Genomic DNA, 25,849 nt, shown 5'->3' with positions numbered 1-25,849 from the left:
ACAGGCGGCTCATATCAATATGGGGTAAATTTGAAATCAGGCGTGGGCGGGGTGATCAATCTTATCGATAATTTCTTCGATGACCCGGGTTCGACACAGGGCCCCGACCACCTTCTTGCCCTTCAATACTGGCAGCACGCGGCGCTTGTTTTTGAGCATCAATTCAGCAGCATTGATCAAACCGGTATCTGCCGTCACGGTACACACATCGGTGCTCATGCGGTCGCGAACCAGTTCGCCGATCTGCTCAAAGTAGCCACCCATCAGAGTGCCCCCCATGCAATCGGCCTCAGACAGAATGCCCAACAGCTCGCCGTTGGCATCCACCACGGAAGCAGCCGTCACCCCCTTGGCCAGTAATTGACGCATGGCCACAATCACACCGATATCGGAATCGATGGTTAATGGCTTGGCGTCCATCAAATCAGAAACAACTAACGAATCCATAACTTCACTCCATGGTTATTATCGGACAGCAGGCATTCAAATAATTGAACTCACCCCCAAAACCAGCATACACCAAACACCCGGGGTGTGAAGCGATCAATGGTCATTTACCCGACTAACGACTAGACTCAAATCAACCCCAAGCCCAAAAAATCCAACTCACTCCCAGCAAGTCCGGAAAAGCCCAATGGCTGCAGAGAAACACATAATCGTGCCTTTGTTCGCGCTGCCAAAACTGATTGGCCTGATACTACTCTGCCTCCATGTTTACCCACCCCTGGTTCAGGCCTCCTCCGAGCCACTCAAAACCCTGAGACTGAGTTGTGTCTTAATGCCCGACTCCCAGATCTACAACTTTATTCTTGGTCGCTACAACAGGGCCTGGAATCCTCTGGGGTATCGCATTGAATTTGTCCATGCCTCACCCGCAAACGCCATCCCAATGCTGCGATTGGGAATGGTGGATGGCAGCTGCGGTCGCGATCGGGATTTTGCCAAAATCCACAACGTGCCCAACATGGCGCCCCTGCAACAGCCCTCGGCCACCTCGACCATCCACGCCATCGCCCTGAGAGGCGCGAACATTGATCCCGACCGACAGAAACTGAAAGTGGGCTACATCCCAACCTTCAAACGGGTATCCGCCAAAGTCGGTGAGATGGGTTACGGCGAACTGATCCAATTCGAGACCATGAAACAAATGATCGGCGCACTCAAATCGTCGGCCATCGATCTGGCGGTGGTACCGGATGTTTTCCTCCATTCCAGAGACCAGCAATTTATTGAGAGCTTCACCACTCACGCCGTGGTGCTGACGCAAACGGCCTATGCGCAACTTGACCGAAAATGGCACCACCTGATCAAACCCTTCAGCCGCCGTCTGGCTGTGGTCAACGCCGAAGCCGGTCACAGCCAACCGACGGCCCGCTTCAAGCGTTCTTCAACTGACGACAAGCAAATCATCTTCAGCTGCGGTATCCGCCCCGATGGCCAATCGTTCATTGATTTCGGCAAAGCCGCTGAAACAGCCTTCAACAATCTGGGTTACGACTTCAAACTTATTTATCTGTCGCGGTTACGGGAACGGGTCGAACTCGAACAGGGTCATATTGATGGCAGTTGCGCTCGCAGCGCCCACTACATTGAACACATCAGCACTAACACCCTGATGATTAAAACCCCGCTGGCTCGTGACAATATGGATATTTTCAGCAATGACCCGGACGTGCGGATCAACAACCTGTCGGAACTGCCTGACGCCAAAACAGTCGGCTTTGTCAGAGGCAGTTACACGGTTACTCATCATCTGAAGAACAGCCGCAGACAATTGGTGGAGGTGCCGGATATAGCCACTGGTCTTAGAATGCTCGACAGCGGCAAACTGGATTTCTTTGTGGATTTTAAGCACGCTGTGATCGAGTACCTGGACTTACTGCCTCTGAACAACACCGTCTACACCTCAGGGCGACTGACAACCTCGCTGTTTTATCCCTCCATCCACAAAAAGCACGCCAGCCTGCTACCGGAGCTGAACAGGGAATTCGAGAAAATACTCAACGCCAAAGGGCAACAAACCCTGCTTAAGCGCTGACCCAGATCAAAGAGCTTCTGCGAGCCACCAATTAGCCTTAAGAGAGAACAACCAAACAAGGATTATTTCCATGCCAAGCAAACACATGCCTCATATGCTCTCCGTAATGGTGCCCTTCCCATACTCCATAGCAGCCGGAGCTTCGCTGGTCGATGCCGAAGCCATGATGCAGCAACATCAGATCCGTCATCTTCCTGTCGTGGACAACGACGATATTGTTGGCGTCATTTCCGATCGGGATTTGCAAAAGGCCGTTTCCATTGGCCATAAACTGCAGGATGAAGCCGACCTGATGGTGGGCGATCTGGTGACCCATCGCCCCTACATGGTGGACATCGGCGACCCCGTGGCCATTGTGGTTTCAGCCATGGCCGACAAACGCCTGGGTTCGGTCATCGTGTTAAAAGAAGGCGACATCGCCGGCATATTTACCGCCGTGGATGCCCTTGAGCACTACAGCGAACTGTTGCACGATCTGTACGACCCGGAAGGCGGCGGTGACGAAGCGGCCTGAGAGACAGGCCAAAGAAAGATTCTGCGTTCACTTCTATACTCAGTGGATAGCAAATACAACGACAACAATACCAACAAGGAATGCCCATGAGCCGAATGCCACTGACGGACGCTTTTTTTCTGACCACGGAATCTCGCAGACAACCCATGCACGTGGGAGGACTCAACCTCTTCAAGCTGCCAGACGATATTGATGAGATTGAATTTCTGCAAAGCCTCAGTCGCATTCTTAAAGAAGACACCGAGATGCGCCACCCTTTCGGCAAGCGCCTTAAAATGGGGCCGCTGGGGCAGTTTGGTCCCATCCAGTGGAACGAGGACAAGCTGCTGGATATGGATTACCACATCCGTCAATCCGCCCTGCCTCAACCCGGGCGCTATCTGGAGCTGTTTAAACTGGTGTCACGCCTTCACACCACCTTGCTGGATCGCTCCCGGCCACTGTGGGAGCTGCACCTGATCGAAGGGCTGCAAAACCGCGAATTTGCCATCTACTCCAAGTTTCATCATTGCGCCATTGATGGCATGGGTGCCATGCACCTGTTGAACAGCATGTTCTCGCCGGACCCAACCCACAAAATTGAGTACTCCCCCTTCTCGGCAACCGCCTACGAAGCCTATAAAAAGCAACGCAAGCAGAGACGTAAGATCAATCCCACCGAAGAGGAAATCAAAACCGTCTCGGAGGTATTGAAAGACCAGTTTCAATCTTCACGAAATATCGCCTCGGCCCTGCGCCGCTTTGCCGGTGCCTGGGTAGGCCGGGCCGGCGACCTGGAAGTTCCCTGGCACAAGGTCCCCAAAACCAACATCAACACCAAAATCACCGGTGCGCGAAGGTTTGTGGCCCAGTCCTGGAATCTGGAGCGCATCAAAACGCTGGGCAAGGCCTTCGATGGCACCCTCAACGATGCCGTGCTGGCCATCTGCTCTGGTGCTCTGCGCAAACATCTGGAAGCCCACAATGATCTGCCATCCGATCCCCTGATGGCCATGACACCGGTATCACTGCGCGCCGAAGGCGATGTGGATTCCGCCAACGCCATCAGTTTTATGACCGCTAATCTGGCCACCCACATCAAAGACCCGGCCAAGCGCGTCGAGGCGATTCAGTCTTCCATGAAAGCGGCCAAGGCGAACTTTCAGGGTATGAGCCGTCGTGAAATTGAGGCCTACACCATTTTCACCCAGGCGCCGATTATGATGATGCAGATGCTCAAGCTGCAATCCAAATTCCCGCCCTACAGCACGGTCATCTCCAATGTTCCCGGCCCCAGAGAACAGATGTACTGGAACGGTGCCGCCCTCAAAGGCATTTATCCCGCCTCCATTCCGTTTGACGGAATGTCACTCAACATCACCTTAGTTAGCAATTCATCAAACTTGGATTTCGGTATTACTGCTTGTCGCCATTCGGTGCCTCAGGTACAACGCCTTATCGATTACATCGACGAATCCATTGTCGAATTGGAAGACGCTGCAGGCATTGCCAAACCGGTAAAAAAAGCGCCCAGAAAGAGTCCCGCACGCAAGGCGGCACCCAAAAAAGCCGCCGCCGCAAAAGCATCGACCAAGAAGGCTGAACCCTTGAAAAATTAGCGGGTCTATCCCTCGGCAAATAACGCCATCGGACCAACCCCGACACACTGACAGGAATTGATTATGCTGCAACTCAATCGCCCGGATTTACTGGCAAAAGGCTCTTACATAAACGGCCAATGGATCACCGACGCCGAAGAGACCATTGATGTAACCAACCCGGCTACGGGCGAGGTCATTGCGACCCTGCCCTCACTGGGTGCAGCCGAAACCAAAGCGGCCATCGATCACGCCGAAAGCGCCTTTGCCAGCTGGTCAAAAACCACCGCCAAAGAGCGCGCCAACATTTTGCGCAAGTGGTTTAACCTGATCATGGAAAATCAGGAAGATCTGGCCCGAATCCTGACCGCCGAACAGGGTAAAGCCCTGGCCGAAGCCCGCGGCGAGATCGCCTATGGTGCCAACTATATTGAGTGGTTTGCCGAGGAGGCCAAACGCCTTGATGGGGATATCATTCCGCCACCCAATAACAATCAGCGAATCATGGTGATCAAGCAGCCCGTGGGCGTGGTGGCATCCATTACTCCATGGAATTTCCCCAACGCCATGATTACCCGCAAGGCGGCACCCGCACTGGCGGCAGGCTGTACCTTTGTTGGCCGCCCGGCTTCAGAAACACCCCTGTCAGCATTGGCTATCTGTGTTCTGGCCGAAGAAGCAGGCCTGCCGGCGGGCGTATTCAATATGATTGTCAGCGGCCGCTCCCGGGAAATCGGTGGCGAGATGACCAGCAACCCCAAGGTGCGCAAGCTGACTTTTACCGGCTCGACGCCTGTGGGCAAGATTCTGATGGAACAGTGCGCCTCAACCGTCAAGAAAACCTCCATGGAGCTGGGCGGCAACGCGCCTTTTATTGTCTTTGATGACGCCGATGTCGATGCCGCGGTGGCAGGCGCGCTGGTCTCCAAGTATCGCAATTCCGGTCAGACCTGCGTCTGCACCAATCGCTTTCTGGTTCAGGAAGGAATCTACGACCGCTTTGCCCAGAAACTCGCCGAAGCCGTTAATCAATTCAAACTGGGCAATGGCCTGGAAGAAGGCACCACCCACGGCCCTCTGGTGACCACCAAAGCCGTCAACGATGTCGACACTCTGGTGCAGGATGCCGTCGCCAAAGGGGCAGAGGTCGTCACCGGCGGCAAGATCTCCGATCTGGGTGCCTGCTTCTATGAGCCCACCATTCTGGCCAACACCACCCGGGACATGCGGGTATTCAGCGAAGAAATCTTTGGCCCGGTGGCACCACTGTTCAAATTCAAAACCGAAGAAGAGGCCATTGAGATGGCCAATGACACGGAGTTTGGACTGGCCTCCTACTTTTACACCAAAGATCTGGGACGAATCTTCCGCGTTGGCGAAGGTCTGGAGTATGGCATTGTCGGTATCAATGAAGGCATCATCTCCAATGAGATGGCCCCCTTTGGCGGGGTAAAAGAATCCGGATCCGGCCGCGAAGGCTCTAAATACGGTATCGATGATTACATCGAACTCAAATATATGTGTCTGGGTGGCATCTGAGCACCCAAGCGTTCGCCACCCCCACGGGGGTGGCAATCCATTTTGCAGCTAGCTTTTCTCAGGCACCGGCACCAGCAACACCGGTCGCCCGGCGTGCTGCATAATATCCTGCCCGGCACTGCCCATCAGCGTATCAAATACCGAGCTGTTGCCGTGTGAGCCAATCACAATCACATCGGCATCCATGTCATTGCCCTTGGCAACAACCTGCTCCCCCACCTTGCCAGACAGCAATTCCACCGAAGCATTGACACCATCGGCAACCATGGCCTCGGTAATATCACCCAATTGTGTGGCAGCAGACTCGTCGCCGTTAACACTCACAACCAACACCTCAGCAAGAAAAGCCTTACCCAATTCGGAAGCCTGTTCAATCAACGGTGAAACCCCGTGAGCCAGATCCAGAGACACCAGAATTTTTTTCATTTTTCATTCCCGATTGCGAAGTAATATGCCTTAGAGTATAAAACCAAATTCGATCTTGCCAAGGTTCCACCATGGAATGCAGACCCGGCTGCGGCATGTGCTGCATCGCCCCCTCCATCAGTCAACCTCTGCCCGGCATGCCCGAGGGGAAAAAGGCTGGAGAATATTGCTTCAATCTGGATCCAAAGACCCTCAACTGTCGCATCTGGGAGCAGCACAATTACCCAGAATTTTGTCGCGGCTTTAAGCCCGATCGTGACTTTTGCGGCGACAATCGCGAACAAGCACAGCAAATTTTGACGTTCCTTGAAGATTCAACCAAACCTTAGCGCCAGCGCTGACAATCCTGAATCAGACTCTGCATCACCGGTTTGAAGCGCCGCTCCAGCTCAGAATAATTATCCAGCACCGCATAACCGGCTTCGACCAGATTGGTATCAAATCGCACCCGTTGGTCAATGCGCTGCAACACCGGGATAAATATTTCCCGGTCCGCGTAGCCCCTGAACAGATCGTTATCCGCCGCCCGGACAATAAATCGTCTCGCAGACATGGGCAGTCGCAGTTGTTGCTCGAGGCAGTAATCATAGAATGATTGGCTGAAGCTGGTCAGATCAAGCTCAGAAAAATCCTGCCACTGTCGTGCCAGTAAATGATCGAAAAAAACATCCATGGCGACGCCGCCCCAGCGACGGTAAGAATCCCCCAACAACTCAATGCAGGCAAGATAGGCGGGCATCTGATCGACGTGGGCATCGAGTTTTCGATGCAGCCTGACGCCAGCCAGTACTTCAGCAGGCCAGACACCTCCCTGCTCATCCCCAAGGTATTCTGGCAACGGGCCCTTGATAAAGTCGCCGAGAAATCCGCCCAATTGCCAGGTCAGTTGGTCACCCGATAAAAACACATGCGCCAGATAATTCAATTTGCTTGTCCTATAACAACAGCTTTCCCATAAGCCCGATTTAAACCGGACAGAGGTGCCCCGCTTCTGATAAATTCCATCATATCGAATTCACCCATGGAATCTAACGAGGATTATGAACAGCCAACGCTTTGTCCTGACTTTTAGCTGCCCCGATCGCCACGGTCTGGTCGCCGATGTAACCGCTCTGCTGGCAAAGCATTGCTACAACGTGGAAGAATCCTCGCAGTTTGAAGATCGTCAGGAAAAACGCTTCTTTATGCGCACCGAGTTTTCTGCCGTCAACGAAGAAGCCTGCAGCATCAATCAGTTGCGCCAGGAATTCGCCGCCATTGCCGAACGGGATCAAATGGATTGGCAACTGTGCAATCTGGGCGATAAGCCCAAAGTAGTCATCGCCGTTTCCCAGTGGGGACACTGCCTCAATGCTCTGTTGCACAAATGGAAGGAAGGCACCTTACCCGTTGATGTAGTCGCCGTGGTGTCCAACCACGAAACCATGCGCAGCCTGGTAGAGTGGTATAACGTGCCTTTCCACTACTTGCCCATCAGCAAAGACACCAAACCGCAACAGGAAGCGCAAATCCTGCAGGTCATTGAAGATACGGGCGCCGACCTGTTGGTGCTGGCGCGCTATATGCAAATTCTGTCCAATGACCTGTGCGACAAACTGGCCGGACGCGCCATCAATATTCACCATTCCTTCCTGCCGGGATTCAAAGGCGCCAAGCCCTATCACCAGGCCTACGATCGCGGTGTCAAACTGATTGGCGCCACCGCCCACTATGTCACAGCGGACCTGGATGAAGGCCCCATTATCGAGCAGGAAGTGGAGCGGGTTTCCCACAGTAACTCCCCGGAGGAGCTGGTTGAAATTGGCCATGACATCGAGAGCGTGGTGATCTACCGAGCTGTGCGCTGGCACGCCGAACACCGGGTGCTGATCAACGGCAAACGCACCGTGGTGTTCAGACGCTAGCTCATAGCAGCGCAGTCCATACCCAAAAGCCGCAGCAAGTCTGCGGCTTTTTAATGCCCTAAAGAAATGCAAATGCTGTTGGCGTCGCCAGCCCCCCTTCCTATACTCAGTTACCCATGATTCGATGACAATAAAACACTACAGAACCTTGTTATGAAATATTCCAAGCTTGGCCACAGCGGCCTCAATGTCTCCCGGGTTTGCCTCGGCACCATGACCTGGGGCAAGCAGAACACTCAGAGAGACGCCAGCGAACAGATTGAATACGCTCTGGCCAACGGCATCAATTTTATTGATACCGCGGAAATGTATGCGGTACCACCCAGTGCCGAAACCTACGGAAAAACCGAAACCATTATCGGTCGCTGGCTGGCGGCCAACCCGTCGCGCCGGGAAGAGTTTATTCTGGCCAGCAAGATTGCCGGCAATGGTCTGCCCTGGATTCGCGAGGGTGGTGACATCACCGGCGAAGCCGTTCTGGCTGCCATCGACAACTCTCTCAAGCGTCTGAAAACCGATTATATTGATCTCTACCAACTGCACTGGCCCAACCGAACCTCACCTCATTTTGGCAAGCACTTTCCCTGCAAGGTGACTTTTACCGATGTCGATCGTCAAGCCCACTCCAACCAGATGCTGGAGATTCTGCAGGCATTGGACGAGAGCGTAAAAGCCGGAAAAATCCGTCACTTCGGTCTCTCTGACGATACCCCCTGGGGGATTAATGAGTACGTGCGCCTGAGTGAGAAACACAACCTGACCCGGGTCACTTCAATTCAGAATGAGTTCAGTTTGCTGCACGCCAAAGACTGGCCCTACCTGATAGAAAACTGCGTGCATGAAGATGTCGCATACCTGCCCTGGTCACCACTGGCTACCGGAGTACTGACCGGCAAATACCTCAATGGCGCCATTCCCGAAGGCAGTCGCTGGAGCATGAACGCCCGCCACGGATTTTTCCGCGACACCCCACAGGTGCACGCCGCCGTGCAGGCCTATGTGGACCTGGCTGAGCAGCACAATCTGACACCGGCACAGCTGGCGCTAGGTTGGGTTGATCAAGTGGATGGCGTTACTTCAACCATTATTGGCGCGACCAATATGGATCAGTTGAAAGATAACATGTCGGCTTTCCGTAAACCCTTGGAGATGGATGTGATCAAAGCGATTCGGGAAATCTTTAAGCAATTTCCGTTGCCTTTCTAATTCCGGAAAAGATATCAACAGTGATTCAGGCGAGAGCCTTCAGCCTTCGCCTGAAAAAGCCTTTAACCTTCGCCTGAAGCCCACCAGAGCTTGATCAAAAGCCTTTAACCCTCAGCCGAAAGCACTCAATCCTACCGGCTGACCACCAAACTCCTGCATGGCATCCAACAGGGCAGCCCAAAAATATTCGGACAAGCTGCTATCGCACAGAACCGAAAAAACCGGACAGCCCTGGATTTCATGGTGCACGATAATGGCATTGACCCGAGCCACGGAAGTTTGCACCACCGCCCCAACAGGAAAAGCCTCTGGGCGCAGGTCGACGCCACATATTTTGGCCATCAGCTCCGGCAGGTGCCTTCCCGTCAGGGCAAACCAAGCGTGACTGTGCTGGCAATAAAGCGGGTAGGCCTGCGCATCCGCCTGTGCCCGCTGATCTAGGGCAGCGCAAACCTCGGCAGCCTCATCAAGCGGATTATCCAGCACCCAACATTCGCTGCTTCCCAGGCGCGCCACAATGGCACCTGAATCGGCAAACGCCGCCTGATTGGGCGCCTCGGGAAACGGCAGTCCCTGCTCTGCCAAGATAGTTTGTGCAGATTTGCCCCGCAATCCGGTACGGGCCAGTCCCGACAAATCCAGCAGCGCACACCGTTGCAGTTGTTCCTGCGTGTCAGCCGGGGAATAGTGTTGCACTACCGCACTGTTATTGCGTTCAACCCATTGGGTCCCGGCGTGCAGCCTGTGGGTCAGACTGCGCTTGTGAAAGGATTCAGCAGATACTGCATTCATGCTTATAACTCCTGTCGCTGATTTTCGGGATCGTAAAAAGGCAGCTCGACCACCGTGGCCTCAACCTCCTCGCCACCATCGACGCGGATGGTGATGCTCTTGCCCGGTTGCGAGTCATCGATGCCCGCAAAGGCCATGCCGATGATCTTCCCGGATGTCGGCGAGAACTCACAGGAGGTCACATTGCCGGTGACATCCGCGCCCTTGAGCACCAGATGCCCTTCCTCCGGTTTGCGGCTGTTGGCCGGCAGCGTAAAGCCAACCAACTTGCGGCTCTGCGGCTGGTTCATAACGATATCCACCGAGCGGCAGCCCACAAAAAACGGCTTCTTGCGATTGACCGCCCAACCGAGATCCAGCTCCCCCGGATGGCTCATGCCATCGGTGTCCTGACTGACGATAATGTGTCCCTTCTCCAGGCGCAGCAAACGCTGGGTTTCCACGCCAAAGGGCTTGATATCAAACTCGGCACCGGCTGCCATCAGCAGATCCCAAAGTGCCTCGCCATAACAGGCCGGCACATGAACCTCGTAACCCAATTCGCCGACAAAGCCGACGCGCAGCAGACGTGCAGGAATGTCTTTGACGTGTCCCTCGCGATACGCCAGATAGGGAAAGCCCTCGGTGCTGAGATCCACATCCTCAACCAGTTTTTCCAGCACCTTGCGCGAATCCGGACCGGCCAGATTCACGGCGGCGTAGGCGGCGGTGACGTTGTAAATATCCACATCCAGACGCCACTGGGCATTCCACTTGGTCATGTCGCTGTAGACGCGATCAACACCGCTGGTGGTGGCCGTGACATAAAAGTGATCTTCGGTAATGCGACAGGCGACACCGTCATCAATCACCACACCGTGCTCATTGGTGAGCACCGCGTAGCGGGTTTTCCCCACCGGCTGTTTGAGAAAGGCAAAGGTGTAGATGCGGTTCATAAATTCCGCAGCGTCGGGGCCGCGAATTTCTATCCCGCCCAGAGTACTGACATCAATCAGGCCGACTTTGTTGCGCACATGCTCTGACTCGCGATGGATGCAGGCGTCGCGTTGATCTGCCGGACCGTAAAAACCCGGTCGCAGCCAGATTCCGGCGGGGATCATGTGGGCGCCGAGCTCAAGATGACGCTGGTGCATGGCGGTGCGCTTGTAGGGATCAAAAATGCGGCCGGCCACATGCGCCAGCTTCTCCGGCGCAAACGGCGGTCGCGCGGTGGTGACACCGGTTTCGGTGACGCTGCGATCGGTCACATCGGCCACCAGTCGCGCCGTCGGCAACGCCGAGTGGCGCCCCTGGGAAGGCCCCATACCCACCGTTGAGAAACGCTTGACCAACTGTATATCGCGATAGCCCAGGCGGGTGGCATTGACGATATCCCGCGCCTGCAGATCTTCGTCAAAATCGACAAAATCCTTACCCTTGGGGTGACTGAAAATTGGCCAGTCAAAATTCACCTTGTCCGCACAGACAATCTCTGCGACCGGGTCGGGACACAACCCAAGATTGTGCAACGCCCTTTGCGCCGCACGCTCGCCATCGGCCAGTACCCGTTCGAGTTGATGAATGCCATTGACCGATCCGGCAATGTGCAAATGCTCCGGCATGCCCGCCAGACTGAAGGCGGCCTCGGCATCGTCGTAACTCAGTTGCGCCCCGGCCTGACACAGGAGCTGATAGGCCGGCATATAACCTGCGGACATACACAACAGGTCGCACTCGATGATGTCACTGTGGTTCAGATCAACCTGACCTTTGGCCGTAATTTTGCGCACATCAACGCCACGAATGTGGCGATTGCCGGATGTCGCAAAAGCCTCATACACCGTGGACTCAAACACCACGCGAACATTGCGCTGCTGCAACTGAGCGGCCAGTTCCGGATACTTTGATTCAGGACAGTGGGATTCAGCGAGTTGCGATTCAGATCGCATATCCACCACAGCCGCCACCTCAACGCCTTGATCCATCAGTTCCAGCGCCGCGAGATAACCGTCGTCATTGCCCGTCAGCACAACCGCGCGCTGGCCCGGTTTGACCGCGTACCATTGCATCAGGCGCAGTGCGGCGCTGCTCATCATGACACCGGGCAGGTCGTTGTTGCGAAATACCGCGTGTTGTTCAAAGGAACCGGAGGCGACAATGCATTCTTTAGCGCGCACCTTGTACATGCGTTTGCCCTGAATCACCGGCAGATAGTTGTCGGTAAACCAGGCGTTGCAGGCCGCCTCGGTCAGCACTGTAATCTTGTCGTGGGCCTCAACTTTGGCCAGCAGCTCATCGCGCAGCAACCGGGCCTTTTGCCCCTCGGCATCGAAGCGGTGGTAGGTCAGGGAACCGCCCAACAGCGGTTGCTCTTCCACCAGCAAGACACTGGCACCGGCATCAGCTGCCTTGAGTGCCGCACTTAAACCCGCAGGTCCACCGCCCACAACCACCACATCGTGAAACAGGTATTGTTTGTCGTAATACTCAGGCTTGAAATCGAGATCGATTTTTCCAAGCCCGGCTTTCTTGCGAATGATGCCTTCCCATTTGTCCCAAATACCCAACGGCTTAAAAAACGAACGGTAGTAGAAGCCCACCGGCATAAAACGACTGAACAATCCCAGAATGGAATCGCGATCATTTTCTAGTGAGCCACTGTAATTCTGACCTTCCACCTGCATGCCAGAGGTGATGCTCTGACGATCGGCCAGCACATTGGGTTCGCCCCCAAGTTGCACCAGCGTGTTGGCGTCCTGACCGGCCATGGTCAGCGGTCCGCGGGGACGGTGGTATTTAAAAGAGCGCGACATCAGCCATTGTTGGTTGGCCAGCAAGGCACTGGCAATGCTGTCGCCTTCCAAGCCGTTGAACTGCTTGCCCTCAAAACTGAATGACACGGACTTGTCGCGGTTAATCAGCAGCCCCATCGGGGCGGGTAATCTGTTTTCTGTCATGAGGCGGACTCCTGAGCGGGTGGCTTGAATTCAACCCGCTCTTTGAACAGCTCCGATGAATCGTAGGTTTTCAAAATCTCATCCGTGGCGGTGTGGCGCTCGGCGATAAACCAGTAGCCGGAGGGCGAATGCAACCACCACTCCCTGACCACTCCAATGGCGTTATCGTGATAGAACACATAATCGGCCCATTCCCTGTCACTGCAGTGATTGGGATCCGGCATCTCGCGGACTTCACCGCCGTAGGTAAATTCACTGATGTTTCTCGGCCCGTTTAACGGGCAATGCAACATTTTCATCTTGGTCTCCCGAGCCTCCGTTAATGACTGGCCGCCGTAGCGCCCATCTCATTGACCTGACGGAAGCTGTTGAAGCGATCCATGGCAAAGGGCTTGATCAACTCCGGCACCTTGCCACCACTGGCCACCAGTTCGGCCATGGTGACACCACAAATGGGCGTGGACTTGAAGCCCCAGGTCCCCCAGCCGGCATCCAGGTAATAATTTTCCACAGGACTTAAGCCCATAATGGGGCTGTAATCGGAGGTCATGTCCGTTAAACCGGCCCACTGTCGCATCAAGCGCAGGTTGGCCATAAACGGAAACAGTTCCACCGCGTGCGCCAGCAGACTTTCTTTCAAATCCAGAGTCGAGCGCGTGTTGTAGAGTGGGTAGGGATCGGAGCCACCACCAAACACCAATTCGCCCCGGCCAGTCTGCTGCACATAACAATGCAGCGCCGGCGAGCTCACCAGCGGATCAAGGAAGGGTTTAACGGGTTGGGTGACCATCGCCTGCAGCGGGTAGGACAGAATCGGCATTTTAAAACCGGCCTTGGCCGCCAGCAGCGAACTGTGACCGGCAACTGCCTGCACCACACAGCCGCAATTGACCTTGCCGCGATTGGTGTTAACCGCGGTAACCCGGCCATTGTCTACCACCACATCGGTCACTTCCGTTAACTGATGCAATTCCACACCGCGCTGGGTCGCCCCCTTGGCATAACCCCAGGCCACGGCATCGTGGCGTGCGGTGGCGCCGTCCATATGCCACAGGCCGGCCAGCACCGGCAGGTGCCCCGGATTCATGTTCAGGGTTGGCACCAGTTCGCGAATCTGCTGCGGGTCGATCAGTTCGGTTTTGCCGCCGTAGTGCTTGTTAATTTCCGCGCGCTGGCGGAAACCCCGAATGGCCGCATCGGTGTGAGCCAGTGTCAATTGGCCACGCTTGGAATACATGATGTTGAAATCGAATTCGTTGGATAACCCCTGGAACAATTTCAACGATTCGGTGTAAAACTTCACACCTTCCGGCGTTAAATAATTGGAGCGGATGACCGCGGTATTACGCGCGGTATTACCGCCACCCAGATAGCCTTTTTCCAACACCGCGACATTGGTAATGCCATGATACTTGGCCAGATAGTAGGCGGTTGCCACGCCGTGGCCGCCACCTCCAATGATCACCACATCGTAGCCGGACTTGAGATCACCGGGAGGTGGCAGGTCCGCGTATTGTTCAAATGGATAGTCTTTGTTGAGACCATACTTCAGTAGTGAGAAAGGCATTGCCCCTCCTTAATCTAAGAACCGCTTGGCTTATATGACGTTTAAGACTGTCGTTGCTTTTTAGGACTTTGCCATCAAACCACGAGCTGCTGTCAGGGTGTTCTTCATCAGGCAGGCAATGGTCATGGGACCGACACCACCAGGCACCGGCGTTATCGCGCTGGCCACCGGCTCGACAGCCGCAAAATCCACGTCGCCCACCAGCTTGCGCTTGCCGTCTCGCTCAATGGCGTTGATGCCCACATCAATGACAATGGCACCGGGCTTAATCCAATCGGCTTTAACAAACTCCGGCCGGCCAATGGCCGCCACCACAATGTCAGCCCGGGAGCAGATCTCTTCGATATCACGGGTGCGCGAGTGCACCACCGTCACCGTGCAGTTGGCCTGCATCAGCAGTGCGGCCATGGGTTTGCCAACAATATTTGAACGGCCAATCACCACCGCGTTTTTGCCACTGAGATCGGCGCAAACCTGCTTCAACATGATCATGCAGCCCAGTGGCGTGCAGGGAATCAGGCTGGCATCACCACAGGCCAGAGCTCCGACATTGAGGGGGTGGAAACCATCCACATCCTTATCGGCGGCTATGGCGGCAATCACTTCCTCTTCATTGAGATGCTCCGGCAGAGGCAGTTGCACCAGAATACCGTGCACCTCAGGGTCATTATTGAGGTCATCGATCAACCGATTCAGCGTCTGCTGGGAGCAGTCCGCCGGCAACCGGTGTTCAATGGACTTCATGCCGACCTCGTTGGCACGTTTGACCTTGTTGCGAACATAGACGTGACTGGCGGGATCCTCCCCCACCAGCACCACAGCCAGACCCGGCACTGTGTCATATTGCTGTTTGAAGTCGGCCACTTCGGAGGCGACCTCGTCAATCACCTGTTGCGATATCTGCTTGCCATCAATCAAGTCAGCCATGACGACAATTCCTATTTAAAGACCACGGTTTTGTTGCCATCGAGAAACACCCGATGCTCAACGTGCAGCTTGACGGCCTTGGCCAGGGCGACGGTTTCCGTATCGCGACCAACCGCCACCAGTGCCTCGGCGCTGTAGGTGTGATCCACCGGCTGAACGGCCTGTTCGATAATCGGGCCTTCGTCCAGATCGGAAGTCACATAGTGAGAGGTGGCGCCAATCAGTTTTACGCCGCGCTCATGCGCCTGATGGTAGGGCTTGGCGCCCTTGAAGCCGGGCAAAAACGAGTGGTGAATATTGATAGCCCGACCGCTGAGCTCGGCACAGAGACTGTCAGACAGGATTTGCATATAGCGCGCCAGCACCACCAACTCGGTACCGGTCTCCCTGACGATTTCAAGCAGGGCATTTTCCTGCTCGCGCTTGTTCTCTTTGGTCACCGGCAGGTGCACAAAGCGAATGCCTTCGCGCTCCGCCATAGGCCGCAGGTCTTTGTGATTGGAGACGATGGCGGTTACTTCCATATTGATCTCCCCCTTGTGCAGGCGATACATCAGATCATCCAGGCAGTGATCGAACTTGCTGACCATGATCAATACTTTGGTCGGCTGACTGGCACTGACCAGTTGCCAGGCCATATCGAATTGCTCGGCAATCGTCGCAAATTCGCCCTGCAAATCGCCCTGACCATAACCGCCACTTTCCACATGAAAGCGACAGCGGGTAAAAAACGTTTTGCTGTCCGGGTCATCGTACTGACTCATTTCACTGATATAGCAGCCGCGCTCAGCCAGAAACGTGGTAATGGCGGCGACAATGCCACCGCGAGCCGGACAACTTACTTTTAAAATAAACTCTTCTTTGACAGTTTCGCTGGTCATAACATCAGCCCTCGCAAGAGCCCCCTGTTTTTGCAGATGGTTTATGTTGTGAAACCCCCGCCCCGTTTTCTCCAGACGCAGGGATCCGGTCGGGGTGCTCAACACCCCGAGTCATTTCAGTCATTCACGTTTGTGTTTGTCTTAAAACTTCTGGCCGGGAATCCAGGAAGTTCCAGCGAGCGGCACGCGAGCCATGGCCGCCGATTCAACCGTCAGCGCCACCAGATCTTCCGGCTCCAGATTGCGCAAGTCGTTTTTGCCACAGGCGCGCGCCAGAGTCTGGGCTTCCAGAGTCAGCACATTCAGATAGTTGGCCAGACGGCGACCACCGTCTTCCGGATCCAGTCGTTTCATCAACTCTGGATCCTGGGTAGAAATACCCGCGGGGTCTTTGCCCTCGTGGTAGTCGTCATAGAAACCCGCTGCCGAACCGATCTTTTTGAACTCCTCGTCGTACATCGGGTGGTTACACCCCAGAGCCACCAGAGCCGCGGTGCCAATGGCAACCGCATCGGCACCCAGCGCCATGCACTTGGCCACGTCAGCGCCATTGCGAATACCGCCGGAGACAATTAGTTGTACCTTGCGGTGCATGCCCATTTCCTGCAGCGCCTGAACGGCCTGAGGAATGGCGGCCAGTGTTGGAATACCCACATGTTCGATAAACACATCCTGGGTCGCCGCAGTGCCCCCCTGCATGCCGTCAACCACCACCACATCGGCACCGGCTTTGACCGCCAGTTTGACGTCGTAGTAGGTACGGGTTGCACCTACCTTGATGTAGATGGGCACCTGCCAGTCGGTAATTTCACGCAGCTCCTGAATCTTGATGGCCAGATCATCGGGGCCGGTCCAATCGGGGTGGCGACAGGCAGAACGTTGATCCACGCCCTTGGGCAAGGTACGCATCTGCGCCACACGGTCGGTAATTTTTTGTCCCAACAGCATGCCACCGCCGCCGGGCTTGGCACCCTGCCCCAACACCACCTCAATGGCGTCAGCCTTGCGCAGATCGTCCGGGTTCATGCCGTAACGCGACGGCAAATACTGATACACCAGTTTGCTGGATTGGCCGCGCTCTTCGGGCGTCATGCCACCGTCGCCAGTGGTGGTTGAAGTACCCATGATGGAGGCACCGCGCCCCAGAGCTTCCTTGGCGTTGGCCGACAGCGCACCGAAGCTCATTCCGGCGATGGTGACCGGGATATCCAGCTCGATGGGTTTCTTGGCAAAACGGGTGCCCAGAGTTACCGAGGTATTGCACTTCTCGCGGTAACCTTCCAGCGGGTAGCGGGACATGCTGGCACCAAGAAACAGCAGGTCGTCAAAATGTGGCAGCGGGCGCTTGGCGCCAAAACCGCGAATGTCATAGATACCGGTCTCGGAGGCACGGCGGATCTCGGCCATGGTAATACGATCAAACGTTGCCGACTCGCGCAGACCATTTTTTACATTAATATCATCACTCATTGTTCTGTCCTCAAGATTCAGCAAAGTTAGTACGCGGACGCGTTGTCGACTTTGAAGTTGTACAACTGGCGACCGGAGCCATAGCGTTTGAAGGCCTTGGGATCTTCATCAACACCCGCGCGGTTGAGCAACTCGGCCAGTTCGTCGAGATGTTCCTGACGCATTTCTTTTTCAATGCAGTCGGCACCCAGAGACTTAACGCTGCCTTTGACATAAATTTTTACTTCGTAGAGCGAATCACCCAGGGCATCGCCGGCGTCACCGCACACCACCAGATTACCGGCCTGTCCCATAAAGCAACTCATGTGGCCCACATCGCCCTTTACAACGATGTCGACACCCTTCATGGAAATACCGCAGCGCGCAGCGGCGTTACCCTCAACCACCAGTAAGCCGCCGTGGGCCGTGGCACCGGCCGCCTGGGAGGCATCGCCTTTGACGCGAACCGTACCGGACATCATGTTTTCGGCGACACCCTGACCCACATTGCCGTGCACGGTGACATGGGCTTTTTTATTCATACCGGCACAGAAGTATCCGGCGTGGCCTTTGATATCCACGGACAGATTCTGATCCAGACCACAGGCAATATTGTGCTGTCCCTTGGGCTCCAGTACTTCCCACTCGCGCTCGGTACACTCGCCCGCCTGATCGTGCAGTGCCTGGTTCAGATCGCGTACGCTTTGCTGTTCTAAATTGATCGTCTTCATTTCTTAATCCTCAACTGACTCTTACTGATCGCGTTCCCAGACATAAATGGTGGCCGGTTCCGGCTCCCACACTTTGGCATTCTCAATGCCCGGCAGGGTTGTCAGCGCCTGATACTCGGAAGCCATCGCAACGTAATCGTCGGTTTCAGCCAGCACCGCGGGTTTACAGGCAATCGGATCGCGCACCACGGCAAAGCCGTTGCGGGTACCGATGGTCAGGGTGTAAAAACCGTCAAAATTTTCTAGGCCGCTTTCAAGCGCCTCATTCAGGCTATCGCCCTCTTGCAGACGCCAGGTGAGGTAACCCGCCGCCACTTCCGTATCGTTTTCGGTTTCGAATTGAATGCCACAGCGTTTTAACTCTTCGCGCATGCGGTTGTGATTGGAGAAAGAACCGTTGTGCACCAGACACAGATCTTCGCCGGTAGAGAAAGGGTGGGAGCCTTCCATGGTCACGGCCGATTCGGTCGCCATGCGGGTGTGGCCAATAATGTGACTGCCTTTCATGCCGGGCAGATTGAAACGCTCGGCAATGCTCTCCGGCAAGCCCACTTCTTTCAGAATTTCGATGGATCGCCCCGCACTCAGTACCAGCACCTCAGGGGCAATCTCCGCCACAGCGGATGAAGCCAGATCGGCTACAGCGGCCACTTTGAATACCGCTACCTTGTTATTCTGGAACCAGTCGATACTGCAACCCAGAGCATCACCCAGCTTTGCCGCCAGAGTTGCCCAGTCGTAAGACTCATCACTGTGACGCAGGGTTAATTTGGTTTCCCCCTCAGCCACTTCATCGCCGTAAATTGCGAAACCTGCACTGTCGGGACCGCGATCCGTCATGGCAATCAACATGGGGGCAAACAGCTCACCCAACTGATTTTCCAGCGCCTTATTTTTCAAATAAAGGCCTACAATTCCACACATAAAAACCTCTCAGTATGCTTTGATAATTACTAATTCTTAGAAAAATTCTGCGTAGTGCTTCAGTTCCCAATCGGAAACATGGCGACTGTATTCAATCCACTCGGTGCGTTTGACCTTGAGAAACTCTTCCACAATTTCCTTACCCAGCCGCTCGGTTAACACGGTGTCGGCTTCCAGCGCATCCAGAGCTTCGTTCAGATTTTGCGGCAGGATGTCGATGCCTTTTTCATGGCGTTCCTGCTCGGTCATGGAGTACAGATTGATGTTTTGCGGCTCACCCGGATCCAGCTCGCGCTCAATGCCATCAAGGCCTGCGGCAATAATCGCGGCGTGCACCAGATAAGGGTTACAACCGGCGTCCGGCAGACGGAACTCCAGGCGACCGTAGGGCACGCGAACCATGGCGGAACGGTTGTTATCACCGTAGGCAATGTAGGCCGGTGCCCAGGTGGCACCGGAGGCAGAACCGCCCACTACCAGACGCTTGTAGGAGTTAACCGTTGGCGCAGCAATGGCACACAGGGCTTTGGCGTGATGCAACAGACCGGCGGTAAAGTGGTAGGCCATCTTCGACAGACCCATGCCATTACTGTCGCTGTCGTCATTAAACAGATTCTTGCCATCCTCATCGGTAATGGAGAGATGGAAGTGCATGCCGTTACCGGTGCGATCGGAAGTGGGTTTCGGCATAAAGGAGCACACCATGCCCAGATCGTTGGCAATTTCACCGGCACCCATGCGCACCATGGTAAAGCGATCGGCAGACTCCAGAGCGTTGCCATAGGTGTAGTTGATTTCAAACTGGCCATTGGCGTCTTCATGATCGATTTGATAGACATCGAAGTCCAGCTGCTGCAGAGATTCGACCAGGGTTTCCAGAAATTCGCGAGAGCGTGACAACCCCTTGTAGTCGTAACAGGGCTTGGCCAGCACGTCACTCTTGTCCACCGGTTCCAGCCCGCCGTCTGCGGTACGGTTGAACAGGGAGAATTCCGGCTCCAGACCTGAATTCAGCGTCCACCCCTTGTCGGCCAGCAGTTTCAATTGCCTCTTCAAGACCACACGACTGTCGTAGGGATAGGGCTCGCCATTGACGTGACCATCACAAACGATGCGGGCGTAGCCCGGCTGCCAGGGAACAATAGAGAGAGTATCGAGATCACCACGCGCCATAAAATCAGGACCATGAGGCTCCATACCCAAGCCCCAGACAGCAAAACCGGCAAAACCGGCACCATTCTCAACCACGTCCATTAAGCAGTGGACTGGCACTGACTTGGTTTTCGCAACACCGTGAATGTCGACAAACTGGGCCAAAACGTACTTGATCTCGTTGTCACTGATGAACTTATCGATATCTTTGGACATATCTGAACTCCCTGAAGGCAAGTGATTTTCTTTTTAGTAAATAAATTTCCCTTATAGGAAAGCATTAATCATGCCACAATTTTTCCGATTAGGAATATTAGTTTCCTGAAAGGATAACTTCATATTTTTCAAGACGATAGTAATTTTTTATTCTTTATGGGAATATTTTGCTTAAGAAAGGACTCAGACGCTTCCGGCACTTTTCGCACCAAACCAGAACAACACGCACCAATCAGAGGCATTTTTAATGACGGATACGCGCGCAACCAAATTCGATCTGGACCAATACATCGGCATGAAAGTTAAAAAGGCACGACTGGATCAGGGCCTCAAACTGGTGGATGTCGCCCGCATTTCAGGCATCAGCCAGGGTATGGTCAGCAAAATAGAAAATGCACAGGTATCCACCAGCCTGGAAACCCTCAATCGCCTGTGTGATGCCATTGGCCTGCCTATTTCCAAACTGTTTTCCGACTACGATCGCCCCGACGGTGGCGCGCAGTTCACCAAAGCCGATGAGGGACTGGAAGTGGTCAGGCGGGGAACGGACAAGGGTCACACCTACCAGCTGCTGACCTACAAGCGCGGCGGCAAGACCACCTTTGAGCCCTTTATGGTGACCATGGACGATCTGTCGGAAGTGTTTCCGACCTTCTCCCACCCGGGCGAAGAATTTATTTATGTGGTGTCAGGCAAACTGGTTTACCGCCATGGCAACCACCTCTATGAAATGGAAGCTGGGGACAGTCTCACCTTTGATGCCGAGGTGCCCCACGGGCCGGAGACTCTGGTTGAAGCCCCCATCAAACTGCTGTCGATTATCCATTATTCCGATGATTGATTCGGCACAAAAAGAAAACAGAATCACTCAATAAAAACACCCGAATGGGTGAGCCACATTTTTATCGCTTCCACTATATTGATCTCGACTCTTGAGTCATAGATAACCTCTTTGACAAGCTTCTGGCACTGTCCTTGCAATATTCCAGAGGTGTTTTCACGAGTTCTAAACAACAACATTGAACGTTAATACAAATCAAAATTCCGTATAGAGAATTACGCCACCACCCATCTGCAAACAGGACGGCTAATTATGCACAGATCAATCGGAATACTTTTTTTCTCACTTATCAGCTTACTGGCAAGCACACTGGCAACCGCTGACACCATCAGACACACGTCAACGGATTATGCAGCCTCGGTATCTGGTAACGTTTACACCTTCACCATTCGCCAGGGAGATCGACTGGAAGTCTACACAGACCGTGCCGGCGACATGAGAATGTGGACCCATCGGGTCAGCAACCGCAGCCACAAGATTTCTCCGGTTATCAACTCCAACTCCAAAGGCGTGATTACTCTGATGGGTACCGGACTGATTGATAAAACCGAGGCAGGGGTAAACTTTAAAATTTCAGAAGCCAGCAACGGCAGAAAGCTGGTGGTTGATGCCAGTGACGCCGGCATGCATCAGGTGGTGGACTTTGGCAACATACTTTGGGCCAGCACCAGCGATTCATCCAAAAGCACTTACTGCAAGCTGGTGGTAAAAGTCATTCCGAAAAATCATACGCCCATTGCTGCAGCCAATCGCGCCGCCAAGCAGGACCCGACCAGCTAGATCGTCACTGCTTCAGGTTTTGCTCGATCTCTCTGGCTATTTGCCTGGTGCTGTCACTGGCACCGGGCCCGGCGATAAAAGTGATATCTCGCAGGCTTAGCTCTCGGTCATCGGAGGCCTTGACCGACATCTTCTGAATCGGTTCACGGTTTTCAGCATCCACAATCACGAGGGGCTCCTGCCCCTCGCCAAAGATCCACTGATCCCCCCACTGGCCTACGGCTGCAATCACCGGAAACAGAGCAAATCCCTTTTCGGTCAGACAATATTCATATCGCGATGACCCCAGACCAACCGGACGCTTTTCGAGTATGCCGTGTTCTTGCAAATGCTCGAGACGCTGGCTCAGAATATTTTTGGATATGCCGATATTTTTGGCAAAGGCCGAGAAAGATTTAACGCCATAGAAAGCATCACGAATGATCATGATCGACCACTTGTCGCCCACAGCCTCGGCCGCCTGTGCCCAACTGCAATTAAAATGTGCGAGAGATTTTCGTTTCATGACGCCATTCTAATGCTTTCATTGCGAATTAACATCAAAGCTTTTGCTGGAACCATTTCAGAGCCAGATCACTGCCCTTGGCGTAACCACCAAAATAAATGCCGTAGTGATTAATCCCGGGAATCACATGGTATTCCGTGGCCACGCTGGCTTTGTTATGAATGATGTCATACGCCTTTTTACTGTGCTCTTCATTGTTAAACAGTTGCTCATCACCGGCGGCAATCAACAGCGTCGGAACAGACACAGAGGCCACATCAGCCAATGGCTGATACTGAATAAAACGAGCCAGGTGCGGTGTACCCTGCAAACCGGGAATGCCATCGATTCCTTCCGGAATCGGACTCAAATTGCCACGGGCAATATCAATCGCTCGTTTTTTTGCGTAGGCCAGTTTAGGGCCTGCCATGGTCGGGAAAGCACCTACCTGTGTCACCAAAGCCGCAATACGCTCATCACGCACGGCATTAGCCACCATAATGCCACCACCAAAACTGGTTCCCCAGGCGCCAATGCGCGCACTGTCGACATTGGGCTCACCTTCCAGATAGTCCACTGCTGAACGCACATTCTGAACCCAGTCTATGGGATCCACCAGATCCCGGACTACGTGGATACTGACAGTCGCATTACCCTGATCATCAAGCTCCGGCTTGCCATTGAGTAGCAGATTACCGCCGGATTCTCCCCAACTGCTGTGAGTAAAGGTGAGCGCGATAAAACCCGCCTCGGCAAACTTGGCGGCGTATCGTGCCGCCGTATTCTTGTCTCCGCCCCAACCGTGACTGGTCACAATGGCCGGAACTTTCTGATTCTGCAGATTCTTTGGCCGGAAGATATCCCCATCCAGCGCCCGCCCATCACTCCAGATGGTGATGACCTTACGCTCCACACTCTCTGGCAAAACCACTTCCGGGTATTTGGGTGCGGCCTGAACAACAGCCGTTACCGCCAATATGATCAGGGAAAACACCGATATAACTAACCGTGACATAGACAATCCTCGCTTAACTCGCAATTTCATAACAATACCCAATGGTTGCATTATGAAACCATAATAGATTTAATAGTTCAAACCATAAGTCAGTCACAACAGGAAACCGACGATGCTAAAGAACACTTTGAAACGATTTTTGATGGGGGGATTGTTGCTATTAAGCCTGCCGTCTGCGCTGGTCAATGCACTGGAAGTCAGTCTCTACGTATCCGAACCGGAGGAAATCAACACCACCTCAGCGCTGATCAAGGGCCACAGCGAAATGATGGTGGTCTCGGCACAACCCAATATTTCTGCAGCTACCCGACTGGCGAATGAAATAGAAGCAACCGGTCTTGAACTGAAATACATTTTCCTGACCCACGCGCATCTGGATCACTTTCAAGGCGCCAGCGTACTGCTGAAACGTTTCCCCAATGCCCGCTTTATTGCCACTCCGGATGTCGCTGAGCTGCAAAGAAAGCGCATTGCAGTGAGTGATGACCTCGCCCGATCCCGTTACGGTGATAACGCAGCAGTGCCCTCGCCAATTGTTGCTCCCTATAACGAAGATACAATTTTCATCGATGGCCAACCGGTAGAACTGTCCAGAGGCTTTTATGGTGATGTGGCCCTGGGAGAACCCGACGAACCGCACACGGTGGCCTATGTACCCAGTGCCCACACCCTGATCCCCAGTGACATCATTTATTACAACGGTCATGTCATGATGGGCGGCTCCACCAAAGAAAGCCGCCGGATTTGGCTGACACAGATCAATCACTGGTTAAAGCAGGATTATAAGATGGTGATCCCCGGGCACATGCCCAAGGGTTCGGACCTGACCCCAATGGGAGCGCTGACCCATACCCGCGATTACATCATGGCCTACGATCTCGCTCTGGAGAATCATGACAACGCCGAAGATGTCATTGCCGAAATGAAACGCCAGTTCCCAACTATCGGCCATGAATCGGCCTTGCTGATTGGCACCTATATGAATTTCAAAGTGATGCATAAGTTGCTGTTCAACCCGACCGTGGAAACCATTTTCTCCATTCTTCCCGACGCACTGGCCAAATGGATCGATGAAAAAATCTACGAGTCCAAAAAAGCCGACTGGCAGGGTGAACACATCCACTGACAAGGTAATCTGTTATGACACTCAAGCTGAAACTCATCGCCATAGCCACGATTGCGTCGCTGTTGCTTTTGGTTGGATTTATCTTCTATCCAAGCTCCGCCGGTATGCGCCAACAAGGCAACCTGAACATTGCCACATTCTCAAAGGACTTTACCAATGTTCACCTGGTGTCCTTTGAGGGCAAACACCTGTTGATTGATGCCGGCCTTGGTAAACACCAACAGGCACTGGAAAGCTTTCTGGCATCCAGCGGCGTTAAGGCCAAGGATCTGAGCGCCCTGATCGTAACCCATGGCCACCACGATCACGCAGGAACAGCCGCCTATTTTCAGAAGAAACACGGTGTCAAAATCATTGGCGGAAAAGCGGATTTAAGCTATTTCAGCACAGGTAAAAACGGCACCCTTTGTCCAACCAGTCTGATGGCCAGAGCCCGTCATAACATGGATCAGAAGGGAACTTTTGAAAAATTCGAACCGGATATTCTCGTCGAGAATCAACTGGATATCAGCAACCTGATCGGTACTCCCGCGAAAATCACCAACGTACCGGGTCACACGCCCGGCTCACTGGTGATCACCTTGGGAGGCGTTGCCTTTGTCGGTGACCTGCTACGGGGTGGACTCATCAATCAGTCCGTGGCGGCCATGCACTTTTATCAATGCAATTTTCCCGCGTTAAAACAAGGCACACAAACACTGCTGACAGAACTGGCGCCACAGGCAGCGACTTTTTTCCCCTCCCATCTTGGTCCGGTGACTCGCTCGTCGGTTGAAAACCTGCTGCAAGTCATTCCCGAATAATTCAGATATCGAGACAACAAT

At 54.0% G+C, this 25,849-nt stretch carries 26 protein-coding genes; 11 read left to right on the top strand and 15 right to left on the bottom strand.

Annotated elements, in window-relative coordinates; genetic code table 11:
- Positions 1–36 precede the first annotated feature (36 nt).
- A complete protein-coding gene (locus ACPXV9_RS03660; RefSeq protein WP_423894677.1) occupies positions 37–447 on the bottom strand; it encodes a CBS domain-containing protein in 411 nt (136 codons plus the stop codon).
- Positions 448–634: 187 nt separating this feature from the next.
- Between ACPXV9_RS03660 and ACPXV9_RS03655 the strand changes: the two genes are divergently transcribed.
- From ACPXV9_RS03655 to ACPXV9_RS03640, 4 genes are all read left to right on the top strand, one after another.
- On the top strand, positions 635–2,038 hold the full coding sequence (locus ACPXV9_RS03655; RefSeq protein ID WP_423894676.1) for a hypothetical protein: 1,404 nt from the start codon (positions 635–637) through the stop codon (positions 2,036–2,038).
- Between the two features lie 70 nt (positions 2,039–2,108).
- Positions 2,109–2,552, top strand: a complete 444-nt coding sequence (locus ACPXV9_RS03650; RefSeq protein ID WP_423894674.1) for an HPP family protein — start codon at positions 2,109–2,111, stop codon at positions 2,550–2,552.
- 86 nt (positions 2,553–2,638) lie between these two features.
- Positions 2,639–4,150, top strand: coding sequence for a WS/DGAT/MGAT family O-acyltransferase (locus tag ACPXV9_RS03645; protein ID WP_423894672.1), 1,512 nt, complete (start codon positions 2,639–2,641; stop codon positions 4,148–4,150).
- 63 nt (positions 4,151–4,213) lie between these two features.
- Positions 4,214–5,668, top strand: coding sequence for an NAD-dependent succinate-semialdehyde dehydrogenase (locus ACPXV9_RS03640; protein WP_423894671.1), 1,455 nt, complete (start codon positions 4,214–4,216; stop codon positions 5,666–5,668).
- Between the two features lie 48 nt (positions 5,669–5,716).
- Here the strand turns inward: ACPXV9_RS03640 and ACPXV9_RS03635 are convergent, their stop codons facing one another.
- A complete protein-coding gene (locus tag ACPXV9_RS03635; RefSeq protein ID WP_423894669.1) occupies positions 5,717–6,094 on the bottom strand; it encodes a universal stress protein in 378 nt (125 codons plus the stop codon).
- Positions 6,095–6,165: 71 nt separating this feature from the next.
- Between ACPXV9_RS03635 and ACPXV9_RS03630 the strand changes: the two genes are divergently transcribed.
- On the top strand, positions 6,166–6,423 hold the full coding sequence (locus tag ACPXV9_RS03630; RefSeq protein WP_423894667.1) for a YkgJ family cysteine cluster protein: 258 nt from the start codon (positions 6,166–6,168) through the stop codon (positions 6,421–6,423).
- Here the strand turns inward: ACPXV9_RS03630 and ACPXV9_RS03625 are convergent.
- Positions 6,420–7,019 (bottom strand): ACP phosphodiesterase, encoded by a 600-nt coding sequence (locus tag ACPXV9_RS03625; RefSeq protein ID WP_423894666.1) that lies wholly within the window; start codon positions 7,017–7,019, stop codon positions 6,420–6,422. The two genes, ACPXV9_RS03630 and ACPXV9_RS03625, sit on opposite strands and share 4 nt — an antisense overlap.
- 115 nt (positions 7,020–7,134) lie before the next feature.
- Between ACPXV9_RS03625 and purU (ACPXV9_RS03620) the strand changes: the two genes are divergently transcribed.
- Positions 7,135–7,998 (top strand): formyltetrahydrofolate deformylase, encoded by an 864-nt coding sequence (gene purU, locus ACPXV9_RS03620; protein ID WP_423894664.1) that lies wholly within the window; start codon positions 7,135–7,137, stop codon positions 7,996–7,998.
- 153 nt (positions 7,999–8,151) lie between these two features.
- Complete coding sequence (locus ACPXV9_RS03615; protein ID WP_423894662.1) at positions 8,152–9,204, top strand: aldo/keto reductase; 1,053 nt, start codon at positions 8,152–8,154, stop codon at positions 9,202–9,204.
- 111 nt (positions 9,205–9,315) lie between these two features.
- Here ACPXV9_RS03615 and ACPXV9_RS03610 read toward each other — a convergent pair whose 3' ends face one another.
- The 10 genes from ACPXV9_RS03610 to glnT all read right to left on the bottom strand — a co-directional run bounded on the left by ACPXV9_RS03610 (position 9,316) and on the right by glnT (position 20,779).
- Positions 9,316–9,996 (bottom strand): sarcosine oxidase subunit gamma, encoded by a 681-nt coding sequence (locus tag ACPXV9_RS03610; RefSeq protein WP_423894660.1) that lies wholly within the window; start codon positions 9,994–9,996, stop codon positions 9,316–9,318.
- A gap of 2 nt (positions 9,997–9,998) precedes the next feature.
- Positions 9,999–12,932 (bottom strand): FAD-dependent oxidoreductase, encoded by a 2,934-nt coding sequence (locus tag ACPXV9_RS03605; protein ID WP_423894658.1) that lies wholly within the window; start codon positions 12,930–12,932, stop codon positions 9,999–10,001.
- A complete protein-coding gene (locus ACPXV9_RS03600; RefSeq protein ID WP_423894656.1) occupies positions 12,929–13,231 on the bottom strand; it encodes a sarcosine oxidase subunit delta in 303 nt (100 codons plus the stop codon). The genes ACPXV9_RS03605 and ACPXV9_RS03600 overlap by 4 nt, the downstream gene beginning before the upstream one ends.
- A gap of 20 nt (positions 13,232–13,251) precedes the next feature.
- Complete coding sequence (locus ACPXV9_RS03595; protein WP_423894654.1) at positions 13,252–14,499, bottom strand: FAD-dependent oxidoreductase; 1,248 nt, start codon at positions 14,497–14,499, stop codon at positions 13,252–13,254.
- Between the two features lie 60 nt (positions 14,500–14,559).
- Positions 14,560–15,426, bottom strand: a complete 867-nt coding sequence (gene folD / locus ACPXV9_RS03590) for a bifunctional methylenetetrahydrofolate dehydrogenase/methenyltetrahydrofolate cyclohydrolase FolD (protein WP_423894652.1) — start codon at positions 15,424–15,426, stop codon at positions 14,560–14,562.
- 11 nt (positions 15,427–15,437) lie between these two features.
- A complete protein-coding gene (gene purU, locus ACPXV9_RS03585) occupies positions 15,438–16,307 on the bottom strand; it encodes a formyltetrahydrofolate deformylase (protein WP_423894651.1) in 870 nt (289 codons plus the stop codon).
- Positions 16,308–16,448: 141 nt separating this feature from the next.
- The gene (locus tag ACPXV9_RS03580) at positions 16,449–17,777 is read right to left on the bottom strand and encodes an FMN-binding glutamate synthase family protein (RefSeq protein ID WP_423894649.1); all 1,329 of its coding nucleotides are present in this window, start codon (positions 17,775–17,777) and stop codon (positions 16,449–16,451) included.
- Positions 17,778–17,803: 26 nt separating this feature from the next.
- Positions 17,804–18,487 (bottom strand): hypothetical protein, encoded by a 684-nt coding sequence (locus ACPXV9_RS03575; protein ID WP_423894647.1) that lies wholly within the window; start codon positions 18,485–18,487, stop codon positions 17,804–17,806.
- 21 nt (positions 18,488–18,508) lie between these two features.
- Positions 18,509–19,411 carry a class II glutamine amidotransferase gene (locus tag ACPXV9_RS03570; RefSeq protein ID WP_423894646.1) on the bottom strand — a complete coding sequence of 301 codons (903 nt, stop codon included), beginning with the start codon at positions 19,409–19,411 and terminating at the stop codon, positions 18,509–18,511.
- A 36-nt stretch (positions 19,412–19,447) separates the two neighbouring features.
- Complete coding sequence (gene glnT / locus ACPXV9_RS03565; protein WP_423894644.1) at positions 19,448–20,779, bottom strand: type III glutamate--ammonia ligase; 1,332 nt, start codon at positions 20,777–20,779, stop codon at positions 19,448–19,450.
- A 247-nt stretch (positions 20,780–21,026) separates the two neighbouring features.
- Between glnT and ACPXV9_RS03560 the strand changes: the two genes are divergently transcribed.
- Both ACPXV9_RS03560 and ACPXV9_RS03555 read left to right on the top strand, forming a co-directional pair.
- Complete coding sequence (locus tag ACPXV9_RS03560; RefSeq protein ID WP_423894642.1) at positions 21,027–21,620, top strand: helix-turn-helix domain-containing protein; 594 nt, start codon at positions 21,027–21,029, stop codon at positions 21,618–21,620.
- 252 nt (positions 21,621–21,872) lie between these two features.
- A complete protein-coding gene (locus ACPXV9_RS03555) occupies positions 21,873–22,400 on the top strand; it encodes a hypothetical protein (RefSeq protein WP_423894640.1) in 528 nt (175 codons plus the stop codon).
- Between the two features lie 4 nt (positions 22,401–22,404).
- On the opposite strand, the gene ACPXV9_RS03550 is transcribed toward ACPXV9_RS03555, so the two are convergent.
- Both ACPXV9_RS03550 and ACPXV9_RS03545 read right to left on the bottom strand, forming a co-directional pair.
- Positions 22,405–22,905 (bottom strand): winged helix-turn-helix transcriptional regulator, encoded by a 501-nt coding sequence (locus ACPXV9_RS03550; protein ID WP_423894638.1) that lies wholly within the window; start codon positions 22,903–22,905, stop codon positions 22,405–22,407.
- A 34-nt stretch (positions 22,906–22,939) separates the two neighbouring features.
- Complete coding sequence (locus ACPXV9_RS03545) at positions 22,940–23,899, bottom strand: alpha/beta hydrolase (protein WP_423894636.1); 960 nt, start codon at positions 23,897–23,899, stop codon at positions 22,940–22,942.
- A gap of 112 nt (positions 23,900–24,011) precedes the next feature.
- Between ACPXV9_RS03545 and ACPXV9_RS03540 the strand changes: the two genes are divergently transcribed.
- Both ACPXV9_RS03540 and ACPXV9_RS03535 read left to right on the top strand, forming a co-directional pair.
- Positions 24,012–25,025, top strand: coding sequence for an MBL fold metallo-hydrolase (locus ACPXV9_RS03540; protein ID WP_423894635.1), 1,014 nt, complete (start codon positions 24,012–24,014; stop codon positions 25,023–25,025).
- A gap of 14 nt (positions 25,026–25,039) precedes the next feature.
- The gene (locus ACPXV9_RS03535) at positions 25,040–25,828 is read left to right on the top strand and encodes an MBL fold metallo-hydrolase (RefSeq protein ID WP_423894633.1); all 789 of its coding nucleotides are present in this window, start codon (positions 25,040–25,042) and stop codon (positions 25,826–25,828) included.
- The last annotated feature ends 21 nt before the right edge of the window (positions 25,829–25,849 follow it).

Source organism: Candidatus Pelagadaptatus aseana, assembly GCF_040362265.1.
GTDB classification, from domain to species: domain Bacteria; phylum Pseudomonadota; class Gammaproteobacteria; order Pseudomonadales; family Cellvibrionaceae; genus Pelagadaptatus; species Pelagadaptatus aseana.
This window is presented reverse-complemented; position numbering and strand designations above follow the sequence as displayed.